We start from the raw sequence: 18,042 nt of genomic DNA on the forward strand, positions 1-18,042 counted from the left end.
CTGAATTCCTGTGGGTTACCGGCAAACGGCAGAAACCAGCCTGACCGGGGTGGACTGAGGCGCGTCAGTCAAACGGAAAGGCGCGCGGCAGCTCTTCTTCTCGCCATTTTCCTGCCAGCTGACCACGATGACGCCCTGCACCGGCACGCCGCTCAGATAGAGTTCGCCTTTTTCGGCCACGATGCCGCTGGTGTTGCTCTCTTTATCGTCACCGGCCAGTGCCACCCGGCCCGTTGCGCCGAAAGGCGGGAACGCATTCTGCCAGCTGAGCGTGAACAGTACCCGGCTCCCGATGCGCGTGGCGTAATCCGCCATCACGATCGCGCCGCGGGTCGGGATCATCGTTCTGCCATCCAGTCCGACATCGACATTGTCCGGCAGCGTGTCGGTTTCCAGCTCGATGGCATTAGCCTGATAGGGCGACAGGGAGGGCACAATTGCATATCCCCGGCCATCGGTGTAGACACTGGCGCTGCCCTGCACGCCCACATTGGCGGTATCCGGTACCCGGACAATCGCAAAGGTATCGCCCAGCGGCTGACTCAGCGTGATGCCATGCGCGTGGGCCACGATGCCGCCGGACAGCCCATAGTTGAACTGGCTGCTGTGTCGGTCGTGGCTGACCCCGACATTCACGCTGCCGCGGCTGCCGCGATAGTCGAGTGCGCCACTGCTGTTCACGTTGTTACCCTGACTGTCGTGGCCCTGTTGCAGGTTGTAGTGCAGTTTATCGTCCTGCAGGGCACTGCCAGAGAGGCTGACCTGCTGTGAGACGTTGCCATCGTTACCCGCGTTCATGCTGTAGTTGATCGCGCTGCCAGGCAGCAAGGCGCTGAAAGGCACCGAGACATTAAAGGAGATGGCGCTGTCTGCTTTGCGGGCGCGGGTCGAGTCGGTGTAGAACCAGGCGATGCCCCACGAGACGCTCTTGTAATTGCTGTAGAAGCCCAGATGCAGGGTGCGATCTTCACTGTTTGAGCGCCAGTAACGCTGTATGTAGGCGGACGCATTCAGGCTGCCGTAATCGCCGATCCCCTGAGAAAGGGAGATTTCCGACCGGCTGCGTTTGTTCATGACATAACTGGCCGGGCTGGTCATCGCATTGGCTTCGCTGAAGCCGTAAAAACCGCTGGAGGAGTAGCGGTAGCTCGCCATGCTGAAGCTGGTGTTGGTCGAGTCGAAATCTTTCTGATACTGCACCCGTACGGAGTGACCGCTGCTGCTGTTGCCATCCGGCAACTGCGTTTTCGCCAGCGTCACATCGGTGCCCAGCGAGCCAAAGTCACCCAGGCTTTTCCCCAGGCCAGCGGCGACTGCGTGATAATTCTGCGCAACCTGCAGGCCGCCAAAGGCGGTAACATCGTGAGGCAGACCGTAGAACGCCGTCGACTGGACAAACACCGGCGCGCGCATGTCGCCGCCGCCCGAGTAGTGAAAACGCCCGGCGCTGACGCTGTATTTCAGATGGCCCTGACGCAGCATGTAGGGAACCGCCGAATAGGGCTGGGTGAACGTGCGGACGGAGCCATCAGTTTCGTGAATCGTGACGTCCAGATCGCCGCTCTGCGCGGTGGGAAAGAGATCCTTGATCTCGAAAGCGCCCGGTGCCACCACCGTTTCATATATGACGTAGCCATGCTGACTGATGGTCACCCGCGCGTTGCTGTGTGCGATGCCGCGGATCACCGGCGCAAACCCGCGTTCACTTTCAGGCAGCATACTGTCGTCCGATTTAAGCTGCATGCCGCGAAACTGTACGCTGTCGAAGATGTCGCCGTCGGTGTAGGTATCCCCTGCCCGGAACTGACTTTTCAGCGTTTTGAGATCCCGCTCCAGGTAGGTGGTCTGAGACTGCCAGTGGCTGACCAGATCGTAGCGCCATGTCGCGGTATTGCGCAGTCGCCACGCACCGAGATTTGCCCCGCTGCGCAGGCTGAGCAGCGTCGAGTTCCAGTGTTCATCCTGATTACGGGCGCTGCTGCCGGTAAGGTTATAGTCCACGAACGCGGCGGGCACCCCCTCGTCCCAGCGCGCCGGATCGATATAATCGCGATCCTTCATCGTCAGGGCGATCTGCGGCACGGAAAGATTTAACTGCTGATGGGCAAAATCGAAATCGGTCGACGCATCCGGAATGAATTTACCCAGGTCATGAATCGCTTCATCCTTCTTCACAGCGGCAAAGGCAGGAAAAGCCTTAACGTTTACCCCTAACGCTTCCAGCGCCGCGGGCGTCAGCGCCGGCACCAGGCCGGACTTACCCTGCACGAAGCTGACGTCACGGCTGTCGATGACCTGGTTGTTCAGCATCAGGGTGACATGATAGGTGCCGGGTTGCTGTCCGCCCTCATGGTTGAAATAGTGAAGGTCGGCAGCATTATGTTGATCGGATGAAAATTCGAGTGCCGCCGGATTGAAATAGTCATCTGCACGGGCACCGCGCAGCGGGCAGAACAGAATCAGCATTAAACCCGGCACGCCCGCCAGCCACGGCGTGGCAGAGAGCGGCTTTGCAGACCGGATCTTTCCCATCAAAGAAGAATGAGTGACTTTCACCATTGACGCCCCGAATTGAGATTACAAGCGAGCACGACGCACAGACTACGAACGCGTGCGCTGACCGGTAATACCGCCGAAATCATTGATGGCTGACCAGGTTACCGCGCCGGTATCCGCGTCCGTCCAGCGACGATCGGCAAACGGGGCAATCATGCCGGGATCGTTGATCTCATGATGGGCAACGCTGAGGGAGTAAAAGGAGACGAAGTAAGGCGTCGGATTATGCGCAATCAACTGGTTGCCTTCATGACGGAAAGTCAGTTGCTGCCAGGCCTCTTCCGGTTTGCCGGTCAGCCCTTTCGGACGATAAAAGAGTTTGAATTTCGATTTAATATTCACCTGCAGTTCATTGCTATCGTCACGCGGCATCGGCGCAATAGATTTCACGTCCAGCCAGAAGACCGATTCGCGATCCTGCGGCAGCGGCATCCCCAGATAATTAATTCTCAGCTCGCTCTCTTTTCCTGCATCCAGCCGGAACAGCGGCGGCGTGACAATAAACGGCACGCGTGCTTTACTCTGGTCAAAATTTTCAACCCAGGATTCGATCAGATAAGGAATATTTTTTTCCTGATTCGTAACTGAAATTGAGGCTTCTTTCTTACCTTCTGAAAAAATAACACGCGTCCCCCCCATCACAACACCGGCATGAGCAGCCATGCTCAGCATGCACGCAGAGATGAGCGAAAACGATCTTAGTACTTTTAACATAGTCATGTACGCCGTTAGTTATTTGGGGGGGACAGGAAAAGCCTGTGATTAATCAGTTATAGACCATCACAAAGTTTGAAACTGAATCGGCTTTACCAATTTTGATTTCGCTTGCGCCATCGCTTTTATAGTTGGCAAAGAAAGTTAAATCTGCGCTTGCGCCAGCGGCGGGCGTGCCGGTTCCGCTCAGGCTGTCATGTGCAATTTTGACCGCACTGGAAACGGTGCCAACCGGAATAGCGGTTTTGCGGTCGGCATTATAGAGTTTAATGCCGACGCCGGAGGCGGTGCCTTCGCCACTGGTCAGTTTCAGCAGGGTGCTGTCGCCTTTATCTTTTTCACCGTCAAACAGCACAGCCACGCTCTTCACTGTTTCCGGGCAATTTTTTACGGAGATAGTGAACGGTGTCTGGGTGGTTTCAGTGCGGCTGGCGAAATAGGATTTCGCCCATTTGCCTAAATCAACATTAATACTGGTTGTGGAGACGTCACAGGAAACATCGGTGATTTCACCCGTAAAGTTGACCTGGCCACCGGCACCCTGAGTACCGGCAGAGGTACCCGGATTTGGATTAATCGGTGACGGGCCATCAGCAGGCGCGGTTCCTGTTGCTAATGCGGATGCTGAAACCATAAGGCCAGCCAGGGCTACTGGCAGAATACGTTTTCTGATATTCATTAAACCTGTCTCTTTTCAATACATGCAATGTGGCTGAATTCACCACCTGATGAGTAGATATGCATTTTTAAATGCGCCAACATAACAACACAGGGTTTATTATGCTGGCGTCATAGTAAGCCTGCGGAACTATATAAAAGATAAACAGGTCGTTTAACTACCGAAATAAATGTTCAGACTGGACTATTTTTCTGATCTGTATCAATTTGCAGCCTCAGAAATCGCATAAAAAGAGCAAAATTTATTTCATATAATATCAGTTTTACTTTTTGAACTGATTTAATTCACATTAAATCTTTAGCCATTCCAGAATTGGAATAGGTATTAAATCCGATGAATAAATAATATAATCTCGATCTAAAAAGTTAATTTAATGCGCGTACAGAGAGCCTGATAATTTTGTCGGCGTGCGGCCGGCCATTTTTCCCTCTGTATGTCAGCGCGGGTTAAAGCAGATCGTGATCCAGCGGGGTGCGAAAAGCATGACGGGCCGCCTCAATCAGCTGAGTGGCGGTAACGGTAGCGGGAAGTCGCGTCAGAATTTTGCTCGCCTGCCAGTAGCAGAGCACCATGAGTTCATCGTCCTCTTTCTCCGCCATGTCGTGCAGCCGGGCGCGCAATGACGGCACATTCAGGGTCTGCTGCTCATCCAGCATGTCTGAGATCGTCTGGTTGATGACGCGGTGAAGCGTTTTCCAGGTGAGATCGGTATACAAAATTAACCTCTTTTAACGCGTGTCGGCGCCGGAAGCCGCCAGACAGGAACATTGCAGCCCTGGCTTGTTCATCGGTTCAGGCAAACTCAGCGGATAACTATAGCTGCTCGTCAGCCGGGATGCCCGCGGGTGAGACTTTCAGGGCCAGCAATTCTAACGACTAATGGACCGGCCTGTCGCCTGCTTCACGCCCTGCCGCGACTGACTGCTGCTTTTTGTAACAATTACGGCCGACGATTAACTGGCTGATGTCCCGGCAATTTGCCAGGGTAAAATCCCTTTACGTTCCGATTATCTTTAAGGAGTTAACGATGAGTCAACCTGCCGATCACCTGATCTGGGGTCACGGCCCTGCGGTTTTCGAGGTCTTTCTGGAACCCACCTGTCCTTTTTCGGTGCGGGCATTTAATAAATTAGACGCGTTACTGGCGCAGGTGGGTGAAGATCAGATGACGCTGAAGATCCGTCTGCAGTCGCAGCCGTGGCACCTCTATTCCGGGGTGATCGTGCGCTATATCCTTGCCGCGGCCTGTGACAGTAAAGCCGCCGCGAAGCGGGTGATGCAGGCGGTGGCCGATCACCGCGAAGACTTTGAGTTCACCGATCACTGCACCGGCCCGAACCGCGATGCGACTCCGAATCAGATTATTGAGCGCCTGAAGGCGTACAGCGGCGTGGATGCCACCGCCGCGTTCGATCGACCTGACCTGCAGAACGCCATCAAGTGGCACTGTAAATATGCCCGCCAGAACGGCATCCATGTTTCGCCGACCTTTATGGTCAATGGCCTGGTGCAGCCGGAGATCGGCAGCGGTGACGACATTGCACACTGGGCAAGTTTCCTGACGCGTTAATCGAGGGTAACGGGATCGCATGATGCGCTTCACCTTTCCGCCCGTCAGAGGTAATTACCTGACATTGTGATTGTTTTTTTGTCATCAGGGCGGTTAAGCTGTTCCGCTCACAGCCTCTGCGGAACCTCAGCCGCGGTGGCGGCTCATTACAACGCTGCGGCAGCGCCGGAGACGCGTGACTCAACAAGGATTTGCAGATGACGATGACGCTGGAACAGGTAAAGGAAAAATACCCGGATGCGATAACCGATGCCTTCGGTGACTCACCGGCCTTAGCCAGTGAGCTGGCCACACTGATTATCGCCGGGAAAAAAGTGGCCACCTGCGGCGCGCTGCAGAGCTGGCAGCAGCAGGATCCGCTGCCACAGCCGGGCGGCTACACCATCGTGCTGAATGGCGAACAGAAGCCCGTCTGTGTGATCCGCACCACCGGACTGTTTCTGACACGCTTTGACCGGGTCACCCCTGAGATGGCCATGCTGGAAGGCGAAGGCGATCTGAGCCTCGACTACTGGCGGCAGGAGCATCAGCGTTACTTCCAGCGTGCAGGCTATTTCCACGCCGAAATGGAGCTGATTTTCGAGACCTTCCAGCTGGTCGAGGTGATCTGAACCGGTCTACAGGGTGTTAGCCGCTATCAGCGCCAGCCGGGTGACGCCCCGCGCGGCGAGAATTTCCGCCGCCTGGGCGGCACGGAGCCCACTGGCGCAGACCAGGACCACGCGCTGATGCGCTGGCGGCTGCCAGCTCGCAATCTGCTGCGGCAGGATCCGCTCGACCCGCCCGGCGACGCTGGCCGGCGCCTCTTGCGTATCACGCAGCTCTACGATGCAATCCGCTTCCGTCAGCATCGATCGATCGATGAAAGGCGTCACGGGCCCGTCAGGCTCCTGCGCATCGTCAAAGCGGAAGCGCCGGATGTGCCACGCCACAAAATCGCAGTGGATCATGCAGCCCAGCGGCGACGGCGTCAGATCCAATAAAACGCTCAGCGCCATCTGCGCCTGCATCGCCCCCAGCGTCGCGACAGCCGGTCCCATTACGCCAGCGGTATTACAGTTCGCTGCGGCGGCCGGCAGCTGCGGAAAGAGCGCGCGGTAGCCCGGTGCGCCGCCGCAGAATCCCCCCACGTAACCTTTGCGTCCCAGCACCGACGCACAGATCAGCGGCACGCCTCGCGGGTAGCAGGCATCGGAAAGCTGGTAGGTAATGGCAAAATTATCCGCCGCATCCACCACCAGATCGATCCCTTCCAGCGCCTGCGGCAACTGACTGGCGCTGAGTGCAGAGGGATGCGCCTCCACCCGACACGCCGGATTCCGCTCCGCCAGCGCGCGCTGCGCGCACAGGGCTTTGGGCTGCCCCACATCCTCAACGCCGAACAGCGTCTGCCGATGAAGGTTGTGCAGTTCGACGCAGTCACCATCGTAAAGACGGATGAAGCCTGTGCCCGCGCCCGCCAGTAACGGCAGCAGCGCCGCGCTGAGTCCGCCCGCCCCCACCACCAGAACCCGCGCCCGGCTCAGCCGCTGCTGGCCCGCGTCGCCGATCTCCGGCAGCATGGTCTGTCGCTGATAACGATCCATCGCCGCTCCTTAACTGAACTGTGCCAGCCCGAAAATCGGCGTCGAGGCCGATGCCATATCACGAGGCTCCATCAGCCCCGCCTCAAATGCCTCGCGTCCGCCGTGAATCGCGGCGGCAAAGGCCCCGGCCATCCGCGCCGGATCGCGTGCTTTGGCGACCGCCGTGTTGAGCAGCACGCCGTCGAAGCCCATCTCCATCGCCTGCGCCGCCTGGCCCGGTGCGCCAATGCCCGCATCGATAATCAGCGGCACATCGCTGAACCAGGCGCGCATGGCGCGCAGCCCTTCGATGTTGCGCAGTCCCTGGCCGGAGCCGATCGGCGCGCCCCAGGGCATCAGCAGTTCGCAGCCCGCCTCCAGCAGTTTTTCGCCCACGATCAGATCTTCCGTGGTGTAGGGAAACACCTGAAAACCCTCCGCGCAGAGGATCCGGGCCGCTTCCACCAGCGCAAAGGGGTCGGGCTGCAGCGTATCGGCGTGACCGATCACCTCCAGCTTGATCCACGGGGTGCCGAAGAGTTCGCGCGCCATCTGCGCCGTCGTCACCGCCTCTTTGACCGTGTGGCAGCCCGCGGTGTTGGGCAGAATCCGTTTATTCACCTGTTGCAGCAGCGAGCGGAAAGCCCCGCCTTCGCTGCCCTCGCGGCGAAGGCTGACGGTAATGATTTCCGTGCCGGAGGCGTCGATCGCCTGGTGAAGGATCTCCGGCGAGGGATACCCGGCGGTGCCGAGCAGGAAGCGCGACTGAGGTTCGAACTGATAGAACATGATTATCCTCCCTGCATCGGTGACAGAACTTCGACCTGACAACCCGCCTCAAGCTGCTGGCTGGCATAGCCGCTGCGCGGCACAAACGCACCGTTCAGGGCGGTAGCGACGCTGCGCGGATCGATCTGCTGCTCCGTCATCAGTTCTGCCAGCGTGCTGGCAGCGGTTTCGATTGTGCGTCCATTGAGTTCAACCCGCATGTGTCATCTCCTGAGTCAGTTGCAGCATAAGTTTTTCAGCCATGATCGGGGCCAGCAGGAAGCCGTGGCGGTAGAGGCCATTCAGCGAAAAACGGCCCTCTTCGTAGCGCACCTCCGGCAGGTTCTGCCGGTAGGCGGGACGCAGACCGGTGCCGCTCTCCACAATGCGGGCTTCGGCCAGCGCCGGATGCAGGCTGTAGGCGGCGCTGAGCAACTCCATCATCGCCCTGGCGCTAATCGGGCTGCTGTCGTGGCTTTCGACCATGGTCGCCCCCAGCATGAAGTGCCCCCCGGCACGCGGCACCAGATAGCAGGGAAAACGGGGATGCAGCAGCCGTACCGGACGGGAAAGCTGGATGTCGGACGTCTGCAGGATCACCATTTCGCCCCGCACCGCGCGCAGTGCGGGCTGCTGTGCGGCGGCGTGAATGCCACGGCAGTCGATGATTTTTCCGGCAGGTTGTCCGCTGTGAAAGGCAACGCCCGCCTGCTGCAGGGTGTCGCGCAGCTGCTGCATCGCCCGGCGTGGATCGAGATGCGCTTCCCGGGCAAAGAACAGGCCGCGGGCAAAACGGTTTTCCAGCGCAGGCTCGATTTCGCCGGGCGTGACCCACTGATGCGCCTGGGTCAGGCTGGCAAAGCGAATGAGTTCGCGACTGTCACGCGGCGGCGCCACTACCAGCGTGCCCTGCTGCGCTACGCCCGCCACGCGCTTCGCCCACCAGCCGGCCGCGTGCTGGCCCCAGGTGATCACCTCCGGCGGCGCACTCTCGGCTTCGCACCAGGGCGCGAGCATCCCGCCCGCCCAGTGGGACGCGGCACGGCACGCTGGCTGCGTAATGATTTCGACCGTTTCTCCGCGCTCCATCAGCAGCGTGGCGACGCACAGCCCGGCCACGCCGCTGCCGAGCACCGACCAGCGGCTCATGACCGCCATCCGGCAGGAAGAGAAGGTTTCAGGATGAGATTTTTCACATTGCCCTCGTTTTGGTTAACGAAGACCCGTGATACAGAGGGAAAAGGCAAAGGCGCATGTGCCCCTGCGGCAAGTATCGGCTGCGATACCCGTCTTCCTACGCCAGTATCAACTGGGTCAGGTTCTAAGGGTCGCTAAGCCGCGCGATGCGCTATTAGCCTCTCAGTCTCTCCGGCGAGACTCCCCTGACGGCTCTAGTTGTAAGTTAAGCGGGCGGGTTCGTCAAGACGCGGGCACAAAGCAGGGGCAGAAAAGCGCGGGGAAAGAAAAGAGACAGGCAACCCCGGTTCGTTTGACGACGCCAGGGCGCCAGGGCGATCAGAGCGCCTGCAGCGCCTGTGTCAGGGTCTCAGTGACTTCGCGGATACGCGGTTCGGCGCGGCGGTAGTAGGTCCACTTACCGACTTTGCTGGCTTCGACCAGACCGGCACTCTGCAGGGCCTTGAGGCATAACGAGGTGGCGGGCTGTGATAAGCCCGCCTTGTCCTGGATGAGGCTGGCGCAGACACCGTACTGATCGAAGGGATAGAGCTGCGAATAGCCCGCAAACGCCTCGTCAGGTTCTTTAAGCCACTTCAGCACGGCCACACGCGTCGGGTTGGCCAGCAGCTTCAGGGCATTTTCCGGGGACATGCCGCCTCACAGAGTATCAGGATGGGTAAAAAGGATAGTCAGTATACCCTTTCTCACCGCCGCCATACAGCGAGGCGTGGTCCACCGCGTTCAGGGCATAACCCGACCGGATACGCGCAGGCAGATCGGGGTTGGCGATGAAGCTGCGGCCAAACCCAAACAGATCACCCCAGCCTTTTTCCAGCATCTGCTGCGCTTTCTCTGCGGTGTAGCGGCCGGAATAGATGATCGGTGAACGGAAGGTGTCGCGCAGTGCGATGCGGAAACTCTCCGGCATCGCCGGGCTGTTATCCCAGTCCGCTTCGGCGATGGAGAGATAGCCGACTTCCAGCGTATTCAGCAGCTGCGCAGCGTGGATATAGGTGGCGTGTGGATCGCGTTCAACCAGACCGAGGTAAACGCGCTCTTCGTCGGTGCTCGAAAACAGCGGCGCAAACCGGACGCCAACCCGATGGCTGCCAAAGACTGCGCTGACGGCCTGAACCACTTCACGCAGGAAGCGCAGACGCTTCTCTGCCGAGCCGCCATATTCATCCGTGCGGAAGTTTGTCTGCGCCGAAATAAACTGGTTGATCAGATAACCGTTGGCAGCATGCAGCTCAACGCCGTCGAATCCGGCAGCTTTAGCGTTCTCCGCCGCACGCCGGTAGAGCGCCACGATCTCTTTGACTTCGCAGGTGGTCAGCTCGCGTGGCTCGCTGGGTGCGGTCAGCATCCCGGTACCCGGTCCGGTTTCGATAAATACCCGGACGTTATCGGCAGCGATGGCCGAGGGGGCAACCGGTGCCTCATTGCCCGGCTGAAGCGCATTGTGAGAGACGCGGCCTACGTGCCAGAGCTGGCAGAAAATCGTGGCGCCCTGCTGATGCACCGCCTCTGTCACCTTTTTCCAGCCCGCGATCTGCGCCTCACTGTGGATGCCCGGCGTCCAGGCGTAGCCCTGCCCGCGTGGCTCAATCTGGGTACCTTCGGTGATCATCAGCCCGGCACTGGCACGCTGGCGGTAATACTCCACCATCATCTCGCCGGGGATATTGCCCGGCTGTTCGCTGCGGCAGCGGGTCAGCGGCGGCAGGACGATGCGGTTACGAAGGCTGAGATCGCCCAGGGTCAGGGGGCTGAACAGTGACGGCATAAAAAAATCCTCGGATGCGTGAAAAGCCGTCATTATATTTACACATTTAAATTTGTAAATGTGTAATCGCTTTTTTTATCTGAGGCTCGCCGGGACGGGCACCCGCTGATATCCAGCCTGTTTCAGCGGCAGGATGAGGCGAAGCATTAACACCGCTTTTAAGCGAACGCCTGTCCCGGCGGACGCACACGACAGAGGTTTTCCGCAGACGGACGGCGTCCTCATCCGCCTCTCCTGTGCACCCCGCATCCGCGTATTGTGACGAATCGCCCTTTTGTCGCTTATTATGGTCATCGCCTTGAGTCGTGCGCGACAGAGACACGGTTTCTGCGCGCTTCCTTCCGCAGGATTCAGCCAGAGGAAACGTCGTGAATAACCCCCTCGCGTTAGACGCGCTCGGACCACGTATCTCTATTATGGGGCCATCGAACAGTGGAAAATCGACCCTGGCAGAGGCGATTTCCCGCAAAACCGCGTTACCCGCCGTCTATCTTGATCAGCTTCACCATGTGCCGGGAAGTCAGTGGCAACCCAGAGCCACAGCCGAATTTTTGCAGCTGCATACTGAAGCGGTGAGGCAGGAGAGATGGGTGATCGAGGGAAATTACACCCGATGCATTGAAGAGCGACTCGCTCGCGCCACGGGGCTGATTCTGCTGGATGTCAGCGTGCCCGTGGCCCTGCTGAGGTACATCCGCAGGTGCTACTCCTCTGCCCCGCGCATTGGCGGGCTGGGTTCGGGCCGCGATCCCATAACCCTGGCGATGCTGAAATATATTACCCGCACCGCCCCGCAGAACCGGAAACGCCATCAGCAGATCTTTGCTCAGGTAAGCCTGCCAAAAATCCGGCTTCACTCACAGAGTGAGATTCAAGCCTGCTCGGAATCCTGGGGGTTAGCGCTGAACATCCCCCGGTAACACCAGCCATTAATCAACGAGCTTCAGGCTCGCCAGCAGCGCGTCCAGCGACGCGACGGGCCCGGCGTGGTCAGATGCGGATCGGGTGGTATCCCAGGGCATCGCGTCATCGGTGCAGTAATCCCCGATGCACTGCATCCCGGCAGGTTCATTAAGCAACCCTACCGGAATCCAGATATACGCAGGGTCACGCAACCGGTTTGGCACCGGCGAGCCGCAGCATGAACAGAAATCGCATCGATAACCGCCTGGTTTTGACCAGGACGCGATCTGCGCCTCTCCCGATAACCAGGTGAAATCACGCTCGTTTACCAGTGTTGCCAGGTTATGGCCGGTTCCGCTCTGTTTTCTGCACAGGGAACAGTGGCAGCGGTAATAGAATGCTGGCGTGACGGCGAGTTCAAACGTCACGGTTTCACACAGACAGGTGCCTTTCATTTAATCGCCTTACCGGTTGGGATGCCGGGCCATCGGCAGACCCGGGATAGTCATCGCTAGCTACGGCTGAAGAGCAGTTTCACGCCTGCCAGCGCAAAGCAGCAGGCTAACAGCGCATCCAGCCCGCGACGAATGCGTAAGTAGAAGGCGCTCATGACAGCGGTGGAGAAGAGCAGCGCGTAGCCGCCGAACACGCAGATGCAGATCGCGGCGCAGCCGCAGAGGATGATCGGCAGCGTCGAAGCGCCCCCATCCGGCCTCATCGCAAAGGACATTATCGCCACCCAGGTCAGAATCGCTTTGGGATTGCCGACGTGCATCAGGATGCCCTGTCGGAAAAGCCGGCCATAGGCGACCCGCTCCCCGCTGGCGTTCAGGGCCGCGGTCTCCGTCCGGCGTAAGGCCGATTTACCCGCTTTAAACGCCAGCCAGAGCAGATACAGGCCACCGCCGATTTTCAGCACGATCAGCAACTGAGCAAAGGCAGCCAGCACGGTCAGCACACCGCAGGCGGCGAGCAGCGCCCAGAGCAGCGACCCGCTCACCACCCCCGCCGCCAGCGCCAGCGCGGCACTCCGGCCCTTTTTCATTGCCGTGCCCATAATTGCCATGTTGCTCGGTCCGGGGCTGGCCGTCGCGACGAGATAGGTCGTAAAAATCAGCAGCAGTTCGTGGGAAAGCGCCATGTGATTCCTCTGAAGGGCGGGATGTACGCTCAGTTATATCGGCTGAGGCCAGAAAATGCCATGTCTCTTTATAACCGGAACGCGGTAAGACGCTGAACAGATGCAGAAAAAGGGGGGAGGTAAAACAACGGCTGAGGAAAGAAGATTTGCATGCAGTCCGGCCAGTATTACCAGCCGGACTGCGTGTTAAGCCAGGATTATTTGCCCAGGATCTCTCGGCGCACAATCTCTGCACCCGCGCTCAGCGCATGCAGTTTGCCATTCGCAACGTGGCGCGGCAGCGGGATCATGCCGCAGTTGGTGGAGGGATAGAGATTCTCCGCATCCACAAACTGCAGCGCCTTGCGCAGGGTGTCGGCCACAGCTTCAGGCGTCTCGATCTCATGCGTCGCCACGTCGATGGCACCGACCATGACTTTCTTACCGCGAATCAGCTCGATCAGATCCATCGGCACGCGTGAGTTCTGGCACTCCAGCGAGACGATATCGATAGCCGAACGCTGCAGTTTCGGGAAGACCTCTTCATACTGACGCCACTCGGTTCCCAGGGTCTTCTTCCAGTCGGTGTTGGCTTTGATGCCGTAGCCGTAGCAGATGTGCACCGCAGTTTCACACTTCAGGCCTTCGACCGCACGCTCCAGCGCGGCAATCCCCCAGTCGTTCACCTCATCGAAGAAGACGTTGAACGCAGGTTCATCAAACTGAACGATATCGACACCCGCCGCTTCCAGCTCTTTGGCTTCCTGATTCAGGATTCGGGCGAACTCCCAGGCCAGCTTTTCGCGACTTTTGTAGTGGTTATCATACAGCGTATCGATCATGGTCATCGGGCCCGGTAACGCCCACTTGATGGGGCGATCGGTCAGCTTACGCAGAATCTTTGCATCTTCGACGAAGACGGACTTCGGACGGGAAACTTCACCCACCACGGTCGGCACGCTGGCGTCGTAGCGGTTACGGATACGCACCACTTCGCGCTTCTCAAAATCCACGCCGCTGAGATGTTCAATAAAGGTGGTCACGAAGTGCTGACGGGTCTGTTCGCCGTCGCTCACGATGTCGATACCGGCCCGCACCTGGTCATCCAGACAGAGACGCAGGGCATCTCTTTTACCGTCAACCAGCTCGTCATCCTGCAGTTTCCAGGGTGACCAGAGGACTTCTGGCTGCGCAATCCATGAGGGTTTAGGCAAGCTGCCCGCAGTGGATGTCGGTAGTAACGTTTTCATAGCAGGTGACCTTATTTCTGTTTAATTAATCAAAGAACGGATTCAGCAGACCATTGTGAGAGCAGCGTCTGATTCGGCTTAATAAAGTGTGTCTCAGTAAATCTGCCCTGCTCAACCGCCAGACGGCTGCGCTCTTCGCGATCGTAAACAATACGGGTAAGCGAATAGTCCTGATGCTGCAGCGTCGGCTGGTAGCACTGTCCGGCTGCAGAGTTCGCGTTATAAATTTCCGGGCGATAGATCTTCTGGAACGTTTCCATGGTGCTGATGGTGCTGATCAGCTCAAGATTGGTGTAATCACTGAGCAGATCGCCGTGGAAATAGAACGCCAGCGGCGCGACGCTGCCCTGCGGCATAAAGAAGCGCACCTTCAGGCCCATTTTTCCGAAGTAGAAGTCAGTCAGCGAAGGCGCATCCTGCTGGTATTCGATTCCCAGCACCGGATGCTGATTCCCGGTGCGCACATAGGTGTTCTTACTTGACACGCTCAGGCAGATAACCGGAGATTTGCTGAAGTTCTCTTTATAGACCGCCGAGTTAACAAAGCTTTTGAAGATGTTACCGTGCAGCTGGCCGAAGTCCTCCGGCGTACTGAACGCCGTCTGGCCCTTGTTATATTCCGCCAGCACCACGCTGAAATCGTAATCACGCACGTAGGAGGAGAAGTTATTGCCCACGATGCCTTCGATGCGCTGCCCGGTGTGATGATCGACGATCTGCGTTTTCAGAATCTCAATCGCCGGGAAGGATTCACCCGCACCACCCGCTGAGAGGTTCAGCTCCGCCGAGATAATATCCAGTTCGACAGTGTACCGGTCGGCTTTCGGGTTATCCCAGTTTGCCAGTGCGTTAAAGCGATTGTTGATCATCGCCAGGGCGTTACGCAGATTCTCCTGACGTTTTTCGCCACGCGCTAAGTTAGCGAAGTTAGTCGTCGCCCGCGTATTTTTCGAAGGATTATAGTTTTCGTCGAAACGAATGCGCTTGAGGGTAAAGGCTAAAGTATTCATCGCTGTCGGTATCCTGCTCGCTGATATGAACGTCGTGGGCTATTTCCCTTAACAAACGGTCATATGACACAAAGTTATTAACAATTCTTACTTTATGCCTCAACCCGGAGTTGAAAAAAAGTGATCAATTTTCAACGAACATGAAGGAAATTCATGTTGGCAGCGTGATGCGGGAATTTTTTCATCTGCCAGCCTCGCAGGCGCGGCCAGCCTTCTGCGCCGCGCGGAAGATCTCACGCGCCGGGCAGTAAAGAAAGGGCTGGCAGGCCCGGCCTGCGGCGTGCAGAACGCTCACATCAGCGGGCTAGACGGTACGTGAACGCAGACGCTCAACCCCGCAGGCCTGCGCCCGGCAGCCCGGCCCTGTGCAACAGGCTCAGCGCAAAGCGCGACCGTTAAACCTGATAAAACTGCTCACACATCACTTTCCGGGCGCCGGATTTCAGTGAGAGCCGGCAGGCGGTCTCCCGCATGAGCTGGCCCAGCCCGCTTTCACGCTTCGACTCCGTAAGCCGTGAGGCTGGCCCGGTGAGCGCCAGCGCCGCAAGCAGCCTGTCACCTTCGCCAAAGACCGGCAGGGACAGCGAGGCGATATGGGGGTCGCGGATGCCGGAGGTGAACAACGGCAGCGCAGGCGTGGCGTCAAACAGGGCTTCATTCTGTCCCCAGTGACGCAGGACCTGCCCGATCGCGGAGTTATCCAGCGGCAGAAAGGTGCCGGGCAGCCGCGTTTCCCGCAGCCCTTCGGACGGCTCGGCCCTGAACAGACAGAGCCGCTGACCGTTTTCGATGACATACCAGGTCGCACTCTCGCCGGTGGCGGCGGCCAGCGCATGCAGTTCAGGCTGAACCACGCTGGCCAGATGGAAGGATTGCTCATAGAGTTTACCCAGATAGAGCAGCCGGGGCCCGAGGGTATAAACGCCCGTGTCGCGGCGGATGACATAGTTCATCCGCTCCAGTGAGTTCATCAGACGATAAACCGTGGTTTTATGATAGCCCGAAAGCTGCGCGAGCGCGGTCAGCGTCAATGCCTCCTCGCCCGGTTTAAAACAGTCCAGCAGCGCCAGCGCTTTTTCTACGGCGATTACGCCTTCATTTCCCATCAGTACGTCCTCCTGTTTGCGACGGCAGGCAGTTTACCGCGCAATTTGTGATTCACATCGTATTTACATCACAAATGAACGCTTAACACTGGTGCGATCGGATTTAACATCGCTATAGTTGTTTTATATTGTACAACTTAGTTGTACCTGGTGAAACAAGCGAGGATTATCTATGTCTCATGCAGAGAGTACTTTCATCACGCGCGACATTATCCGTATCGCGCCGGAGCTCGTAAAACAGGCGGCTCAGTTCCAGGCCGCAATACTCGCCGATGTCGCCGGACGACGCGGCACGCTGCATGGACGCGTTAAACCCGTTTCGCCCACCATGAAAGTGGCCGGTCCGGCGATCACCGTTGAGGTAAGACCGGGGGATAACCTGGCGATCCACGCCGCGCTGGCGATTGCGCAGCCCGGCGATGTGATCGTCGTCGACGGCAAAGGCGACATCAGCTGCGCGCTGATTGGCGAAATTATGTCGACGCAGGCGGAAGCCTCCGGCATTGCGGGCATTATCATCGATGGTGCGGTGCGTGACGCCGATGCCCTGAGCGCAAACGGCTTCCCGGTGTTCGCGGCGGGTCTGAACCCCTGTGGTCCGACAAAATCGATCGCGGGTCAGGTCAATCAGCCGGTTTCAGTTGCGGGTGCCGCTATTCAGCCCGGCGATCTGATCATTGGTGACATCGATGGCGTGGTGGTCCTGCCGCGTGAATCCGTTCCGGCCCTGCTGGCGCTGGCACAGAAAAAGCTGGATTTCGAAACCGGCCGTATCGCGGCGATCCGTGATGGCGACCTGCGCGCGCCCTGGTTAGAGAAAGCCCTGCGCAGCGCGGGCATGCTGGCGGACGGGGAGGCACTCTGATGACCACCTCACAACCCGTGATTCTGGTGACAGGCGTTGACCTGGCACCGCAGGCGCTCAGTATGCTCAGCGATTACCGGATCGTTTACGCGGGTCAGCAACCCGATGAACAGAGCCTGATCCAGCTCTGCCAGCAGCATAATCCGGTGGCGATTCTGGTGCGTTACGGCAAAATTAACGCCCGTATCATGAATGCCGCACCCGCTCTGCGGGTCATCTCCAAACATGGCAGCGGCATTGACGTTATCGACCAGCAGGCGGCGGCGGAACGTGATATCCGGGTGGCGTCCGCGCCGGGTGCCAACGCCGCGGCCGTTGCGGAGCATGCCTGGGCCTTGATTCTGGCCTGCGCCAAATCGGTACTGACGCTCGATCAGCGGATGCGCCAGGGCTACTGGGACAAATCCACGCATAAATCCGTTGAGCTGGAAGGCAGAACGCTGGGGCTGGTGGGCCTGGGCGCGATCGGCGGCCGCGTGGCCCGCATCGGACGCGCATTCGGAATGAAGGTGATCGCCTATGATCCTTTCGCCAGTAGCTTTCCGGATGAGTGTGAATCCGCCTCGCTGGACGCACTGCTGCAACAGGCCGATGTGATTTCGCTGCACTGCCCGCTGACCGAACAGACCCGGCAGATGATCAATGCCGAGAAACTGGCCCTGTTTAAACCGGGCGCCATCCTGGTGAACACGGCGCGCGGAGGATTGATCGACGACCAGGCGCTGTTAGCGGCACTGAACAACGGCACCCTGGCCTGGGCGGCACTGGACAGCTTCACCACCGAGCCGCTGGCAGCCCCGCACATCTGGCAGCAGGTTGAGAATGTCATTCTGTCGCCACACATCGGCGGCGTCAGCGACAACTCCTACGTGAAGATGGGCACCGTGGCGGCCGGCAATATCCTGAACGCACTGGCGGCGCCGCTGAAAAAAGAGACGCCGGTTTCCTGATCGCGGGTGCCCGGCCTGCGC

Annotated in this window: 20 protein-coding genes and 1 riboswitch; of the genes, 5 read left to right on the plus strand and 15 right to left on the minus strand. The window is 58.6% G+C overall.

What is annotated here, in order from left to right:
* Window positions 1-15: 15 nt before the first annotated feature.
* The 4 genes from J1C59_RS20940 to J1C59_RS20955 form a co-directional block, all read right to left on the minus strand.
* Entirely contained in the window at window positions 16-2,532 is a 2,517-nt protein-coding gene (locus J1C59_RS20940; protein ID WP_479687494.1) for a fimbria/pilus outer membrane usher protein, read from the minus strand.
* A 69-nt stretch (window positions 2,533-2,601) separates the two neighbouring features.
* Window positions 2,602-3,270, minus strand: coding sequence for a fimbrial biogenesis chaperone (locus J1C59_RS20945; protein ID WP_128086587.1), 669 nt, complete (start codon window positions 3,268-3,270; stop codon window positions 2,602-2,604).
* Window positions 3,271-3,322: 52 nt separating this feature from the next.
* The gene (locus tag J1C59_RS20950; RefSeq protein WP_128086586.1) at window positions 3,323-3,949 is read right to left on the minus strand and encodes a fimbrial protein; all 627 of its coding nucleotides are present in this window, start codon (window positions 3,947-3,949) and stop codon (window positions 3,323-3,325) included.
* Window positions 3,950-4,395: 446 nt separating this feature from the next.
* On the minus strand, window positions 4,396-4,665 hold the full coding sequence (locus tag J1C59_RS20955) for a hypothetical protein (RefSeq protein ID WP_128086585.1): 270 nt from the start codon (window positions 4,663-4,665) through the stop codon (window positions 4,396-4,398).
* 311 nt (window positions 4,666-4,976) lie between these two features.
* On the opposite strand from J1C59_RS20955, the gene J1C59_RS20960 reads away from it, so the two are divergent.
* Together J1C59_RS20960 and J1C59_RS20965 are read left to right on the plus strand one after the other, a co-directional pair.
* A complete protein-coding gene (locus tag J1C59_RS20960; protein ID WP_128086584.1) occupies window positions 4,977-5,519 on the plus strand; it encodes a DsbA family protein in 543 nt (180 codons plus the stop codon).
* A 197-nt stretch (window positions 5,520-5,716) separates the two neighbouring features.
* Window positions 5,717-6,130, plus strand: a complete 414-nt coding sequence (locus J1C59_RS20965; protein ID WP_128086583.1) for an ASCH domain-containing protein — start codon at window positions 5,717-5,719, stop codon at window positions 6,128-6,130.
* Window positions 6,131-6,136: 6 nt separating this feature from the next.
* On the opposite strand, the gene J1C59_RS20970 is transcribed toward J1C59_RS20965, so the two are convergent.
* From J1C59_RS20970 to J1C59_RS20995, 6 genes are all read right to left on the minus strand, one after another.
* Window positions 6,137-7,105, minus strand: coding sequence for a HesA/MoeB/ThiF family protein (locus tag J1C59_RS20970; protein WP_140916917.1), 969 nt, complete (start codon window positions 7,103-7,105; stop codon window positions 6,137-6,139).
* A gap of 9 nt (window positions 7,106-7,114) precedes the next feature.
* Window positions 7,115-7,873 carry a thiazole synthase gene (locus J1C59_RS20975; protein ID WP_140916918.1) on the minus strand — a complete coding sequence of 253 codons (759 nt, stop codon included), beginning with the start codon at window positions 7,871-7,873 and terminating at the stop codon, window positions 7,115-7,117.
* Window positions 7,874-7,875: 2 nt separating this feature from the next.
* A complete protein-coding gene (gene thiS, locus J1C59_RS20980; protein WP_128086977.1) occupies window positions 7,876-8,073 on the minus strand; it encodes a sulfur carrier protein ThiS in 198 nt (65 codons plus the stop codon).
* Entirely contained in the window at window positions 8,063-9,001 is a 939-nt protein-coding gene (locus J1C59_RS20985; RefSeq protein ID WP_140916919.1) for an FAD-dependent oxidoreductase, read from the minus strand. Before J1C59_RS20985 ends, thiS begins: the two co-directional genes overlap by 11 nt.
* A gap of 125 nt (window positions 9,002-9,126) precedes the next feature.
* Window positions 9,127-9,246, minus strand: a riboswitch (TPP riboswitch).
* 121 nt (window positions 9,247-9,367) lie between these two features.
* Window positions 9,368-9,682, minus strand: coding sequence for an ArsR/SmtB family transcription factor (locus tag J1C59_RS20990; protein ID WP_128086882.1), 315 nt, complete (start codon window positions 9,680-9,682; stop codon window positions 9,368-9,370).
* Between the two features lie 16 nt (window positions 9,683-9,698).
* Window positions 9,699-10,817, minus strand: coding sequence for an alkene reductase (locus tag J1C59_RS20995; protein ID WP_128086883.1), 1,119 nt, complete (start codon window positions 10,815-10,817; stop codon window positions 9,699-9,701).
* Between the two features lie 368 nt (window positions 10,818-11,185).
* Here J1C59_RS20995 and J1C59_RS21000 point away from each other — a divergent pair, with 368 nt between their 5' ends.
* Window positions 11,186-11,737, plus strand: a complete 552-nt coding sequence (locus tag J1C59_RS21000; RefSeq protein WP_128086884.1) for a P-loop NTPase family protein — start codon at window positions 11,186-11,188, stop codon at window positions 11,735-11,737.
* Between the two features lie 9 nt (window positions 11,738-11,746).
* On the opposite strand, the gene J1C59_RS21005 is transcribed toward J1C59_RS21000, so the two are convergent.
* The 5 genes from J1C59_RS21005 to J1C59_RS21025 form a co-directional block, all read right to left on the minus strand.
* Window positions 11,747-12,175 carry a GFA family protein gene (locus tag J1C59_RS21005; protein WP_128086885.1) on the minus strand — a complete coding sequence of 143 codons (429 nt, stop codon included), beginning with the start codon at window positions 12,173-12,175 and terminating at the stop codon, window positions 11,747-11,749.
* 56 nt (window positions 12,176-12,231) lie between these two features.
* Window positions 12,232-12,861, minus strand: coding sequence for a LysE family translocator (locus J1C59_RS21010; protein ID WP_140916920.1), 630 nt, complete (start codon window positions 12,859-12,861; stop codon window positions 12,232-12,234).
* A gap of 197 nt (window positions 12,862-13,058) precedes the next feature.
* Window positions 13,059-14,090: a methionine synthase gene (locus J1C59_RS21015; RefSeq protein ID WP_128087056.1), complete on the minus strand. Its 1,032-nt coding sequence runs from the start codon at window positions 14,088-14,090 to the stop codon at window positions 13,059-13,061.
* A 29-nt stretch (window positions 14,091-14,119) separates the two neighbouring features.
* Entirely contained in the window at window positions 14,120-15,100 is a 981-nt protein-coding gene (locus J1C59_RS21020; RefSeq protein WP_128087055.1) for a DUF1852 domain-containing protein, read from the minus strand.
* A gap of 395 nt (window positions 15,101-15,495) precedes the next feature.
* Complete coding sequence (locus J1C59_RS21025; RefSeq protein ID WP_111142140.1) at window positions 15,496-16,206, minus strand: IclR family transcriptional regulator; 711 nt, start codon at window positions 16,204-16,206, stop codon at window positions 15,496-15,498.
* Window positions 16,207-16,378: 172 nt separating this feature from the next.
* Between J1C59_RS21025 and J1C59_RS21030 the strand changes: the two genes are divergently transcribed.
* Both J1C59_RS21030 and J1C59_RS21035 read left to right on the plus strand, forming a co-directional pair.
* A complete protein-coding gene (locus tag J1C59_RS21030) occupies window positions 16,379-17,071 on the plus strand; it encodes an RraA family protein (protein WP_111141997.1) in 693 nt (230 codons plus the stop codon).
* On the plus strand, window positions 17,071-18,021 hold the full coding sequence (locus J1C59_RS21035) for a hydroxyacid dehydrogenase (RefSeq protein ID WP_128087054.1): 951 nt from the start codon (window positions 17,071-17,073) through the stop codon (window positions 18,019-18,021). The genes J1C59_RS21030 and J1C59_RS21035 overlap by 1 nt, the downstream gene beginning before the upstream one ends.
* Window positions 18,022-18,042: the final 21 nt, after the last annotated feature.

Origin of the sequence: Pantoea deleyi (assembly GCF_022647325.1) — a bacterium.
Classification (GTDB): domain Bacteria; phylum Pseudomonadota; class Gammaproteobacteria; order Enterobacterales; family Enterobacteriaceae; genus Pantoea; species Pantoea deleyi.

What these genes read in the sequence shown, in the direction of transcription:
- J1C59_RS20940 (WP_479687494.1), bottom strand. Translation starts at nt 2,532, where the DNA reads ATGGGAAAGATCCGGTCTGCAAAGCCGCTCTCTGCCACGCCGTGGCTG.
- J1C59_RS20945 (WP_128086587.1), bottom strand. Translation starts at nt 3,270, where the DNA reads ATGTTAAAAGTACTAAGATCGTTTTCGCTCATCTCTGCGTGCATGCTG.
- J1C59_RS20950 (WP_128086586.1), bottom strand. Translation starts at nt 3,949, where the DNA reads ATGAATATCAGAAAACGTATTCTGCCAGTAGCCCTGGCTGGCCTTATG.
- J1C59_RS20960 (WP_128086584.1), top strand. Translation starts at nt 4,977, where the DNA reads ATGAGTCAACCTGCCGATCACCTGATCTGGGGTCACGGCCCTGCGGTT.
- J1C59_RS20965 (WP_128086583.1), top strand. Translation starts at nt 5,717, where the DNA reads ATGACGATGACGCTGGAACAGGTAAAGGAAAAATACCCGGATGCGATA.
- J1C59_RS20970 (WP_140916917.1), bottom strand. Translation starts at nt 7,105, where the DNA reads ATGGATCGTTATCAGCGACAGACCATGCTGCCGGAGATCGGCGACGCG.
- J1C59_RS20975 (WP_140916918.1), bottom strand. Translation starts at nt 7,873, where the DNA reads ATGTTCTATCAGTTCGAACCTCAGTCGCGCTTCCTGCTCGGCACCGCC.
- thiS (WP_128086977.1), bottom strand. Translation starts at nt 8,073, where the DNA reads ATGCGGGTTGAACTCAATGGACGCACAATCGAAACCGCTGCCAGCACG.
- J1C59_RS20985 (WP_140916919.1), bottom strand. Translation starts at nt 9,001, where the DNA reads ATGAGCCGCTGGTCGGTGCTCGGCAGCGGCGTGGCCGGGCTGTGCGTC.
- J1C59_RS20990 (WP_128086882.1), bottom strand. Translation starts at nt 9,682, where the DNA reads ATGTCCCCGGAAAATGCCCTGAAGCTGCTGGCCAACCCGACGCGTGTG.
- J1C59_RS20995 (WP_128086883.1), bottom strand. Translation starts at nt 10,817, where the DNA reads ATGCCGTCACTGTTCAGCCCCCTGACCCTGGGCGATCTCAGCCTTCGT.
- J1C59_RS21005 (WP_128086885.1), bottom strand. Translation starts at nt 12,175, where the DNA reads ATGAAAGGCACCTGTCTGTGTGAAACCGTGACGTTTGAACTCGCCGTC.
- J1C59_RS21010 (WP_140916920.1), bottom strand. Translation starts at nt 12,861, where the DNA reads ATGGCGCTTTCCCACGAACTGCTGCTGATTTTTACGACCTATCTCGTC.
- J1C59_RS21015 (WP_128087056.1), bottom strand. Translation starts at nt 14,090, where the DNA reads ATGAAAACGTTACTACCGACATCCACTGCGGGCAGCTTGCCTAAACCC.
- J1C59_RS21020 (WP_128087055.1), bottom strand. Translation starts at nt 15,100, where the DNA reads ATGAATACTTTAGCCTTTACCCTCAAGCGCATTCGTTTCGACGAAAAC.
- J1C59_RS21025 (WP_111142140.1), bottom strand. Translation starts at nt 16,206, where the DNA reads ATGGGAAATGAAGGCGTAATCGCCGTAGAAAAAGCGCTGGCGCTGCTG.
- J1C59_RS21030 (WP_111141997.1), top strand. Translation starts at nt 16,379, where the DNA reads ATGTCTCATGCAGAGAGTACTTTCATCACGCGCGACATTATCCGTATC.
- J1C59_RS21035 (WP_128087054.1), top strand. Translation starts at nt 17,071, where the DNA reads ATGACCACCTCACAACCCGTGATTCTGGTGACAGGCGTTGACCTGGCA.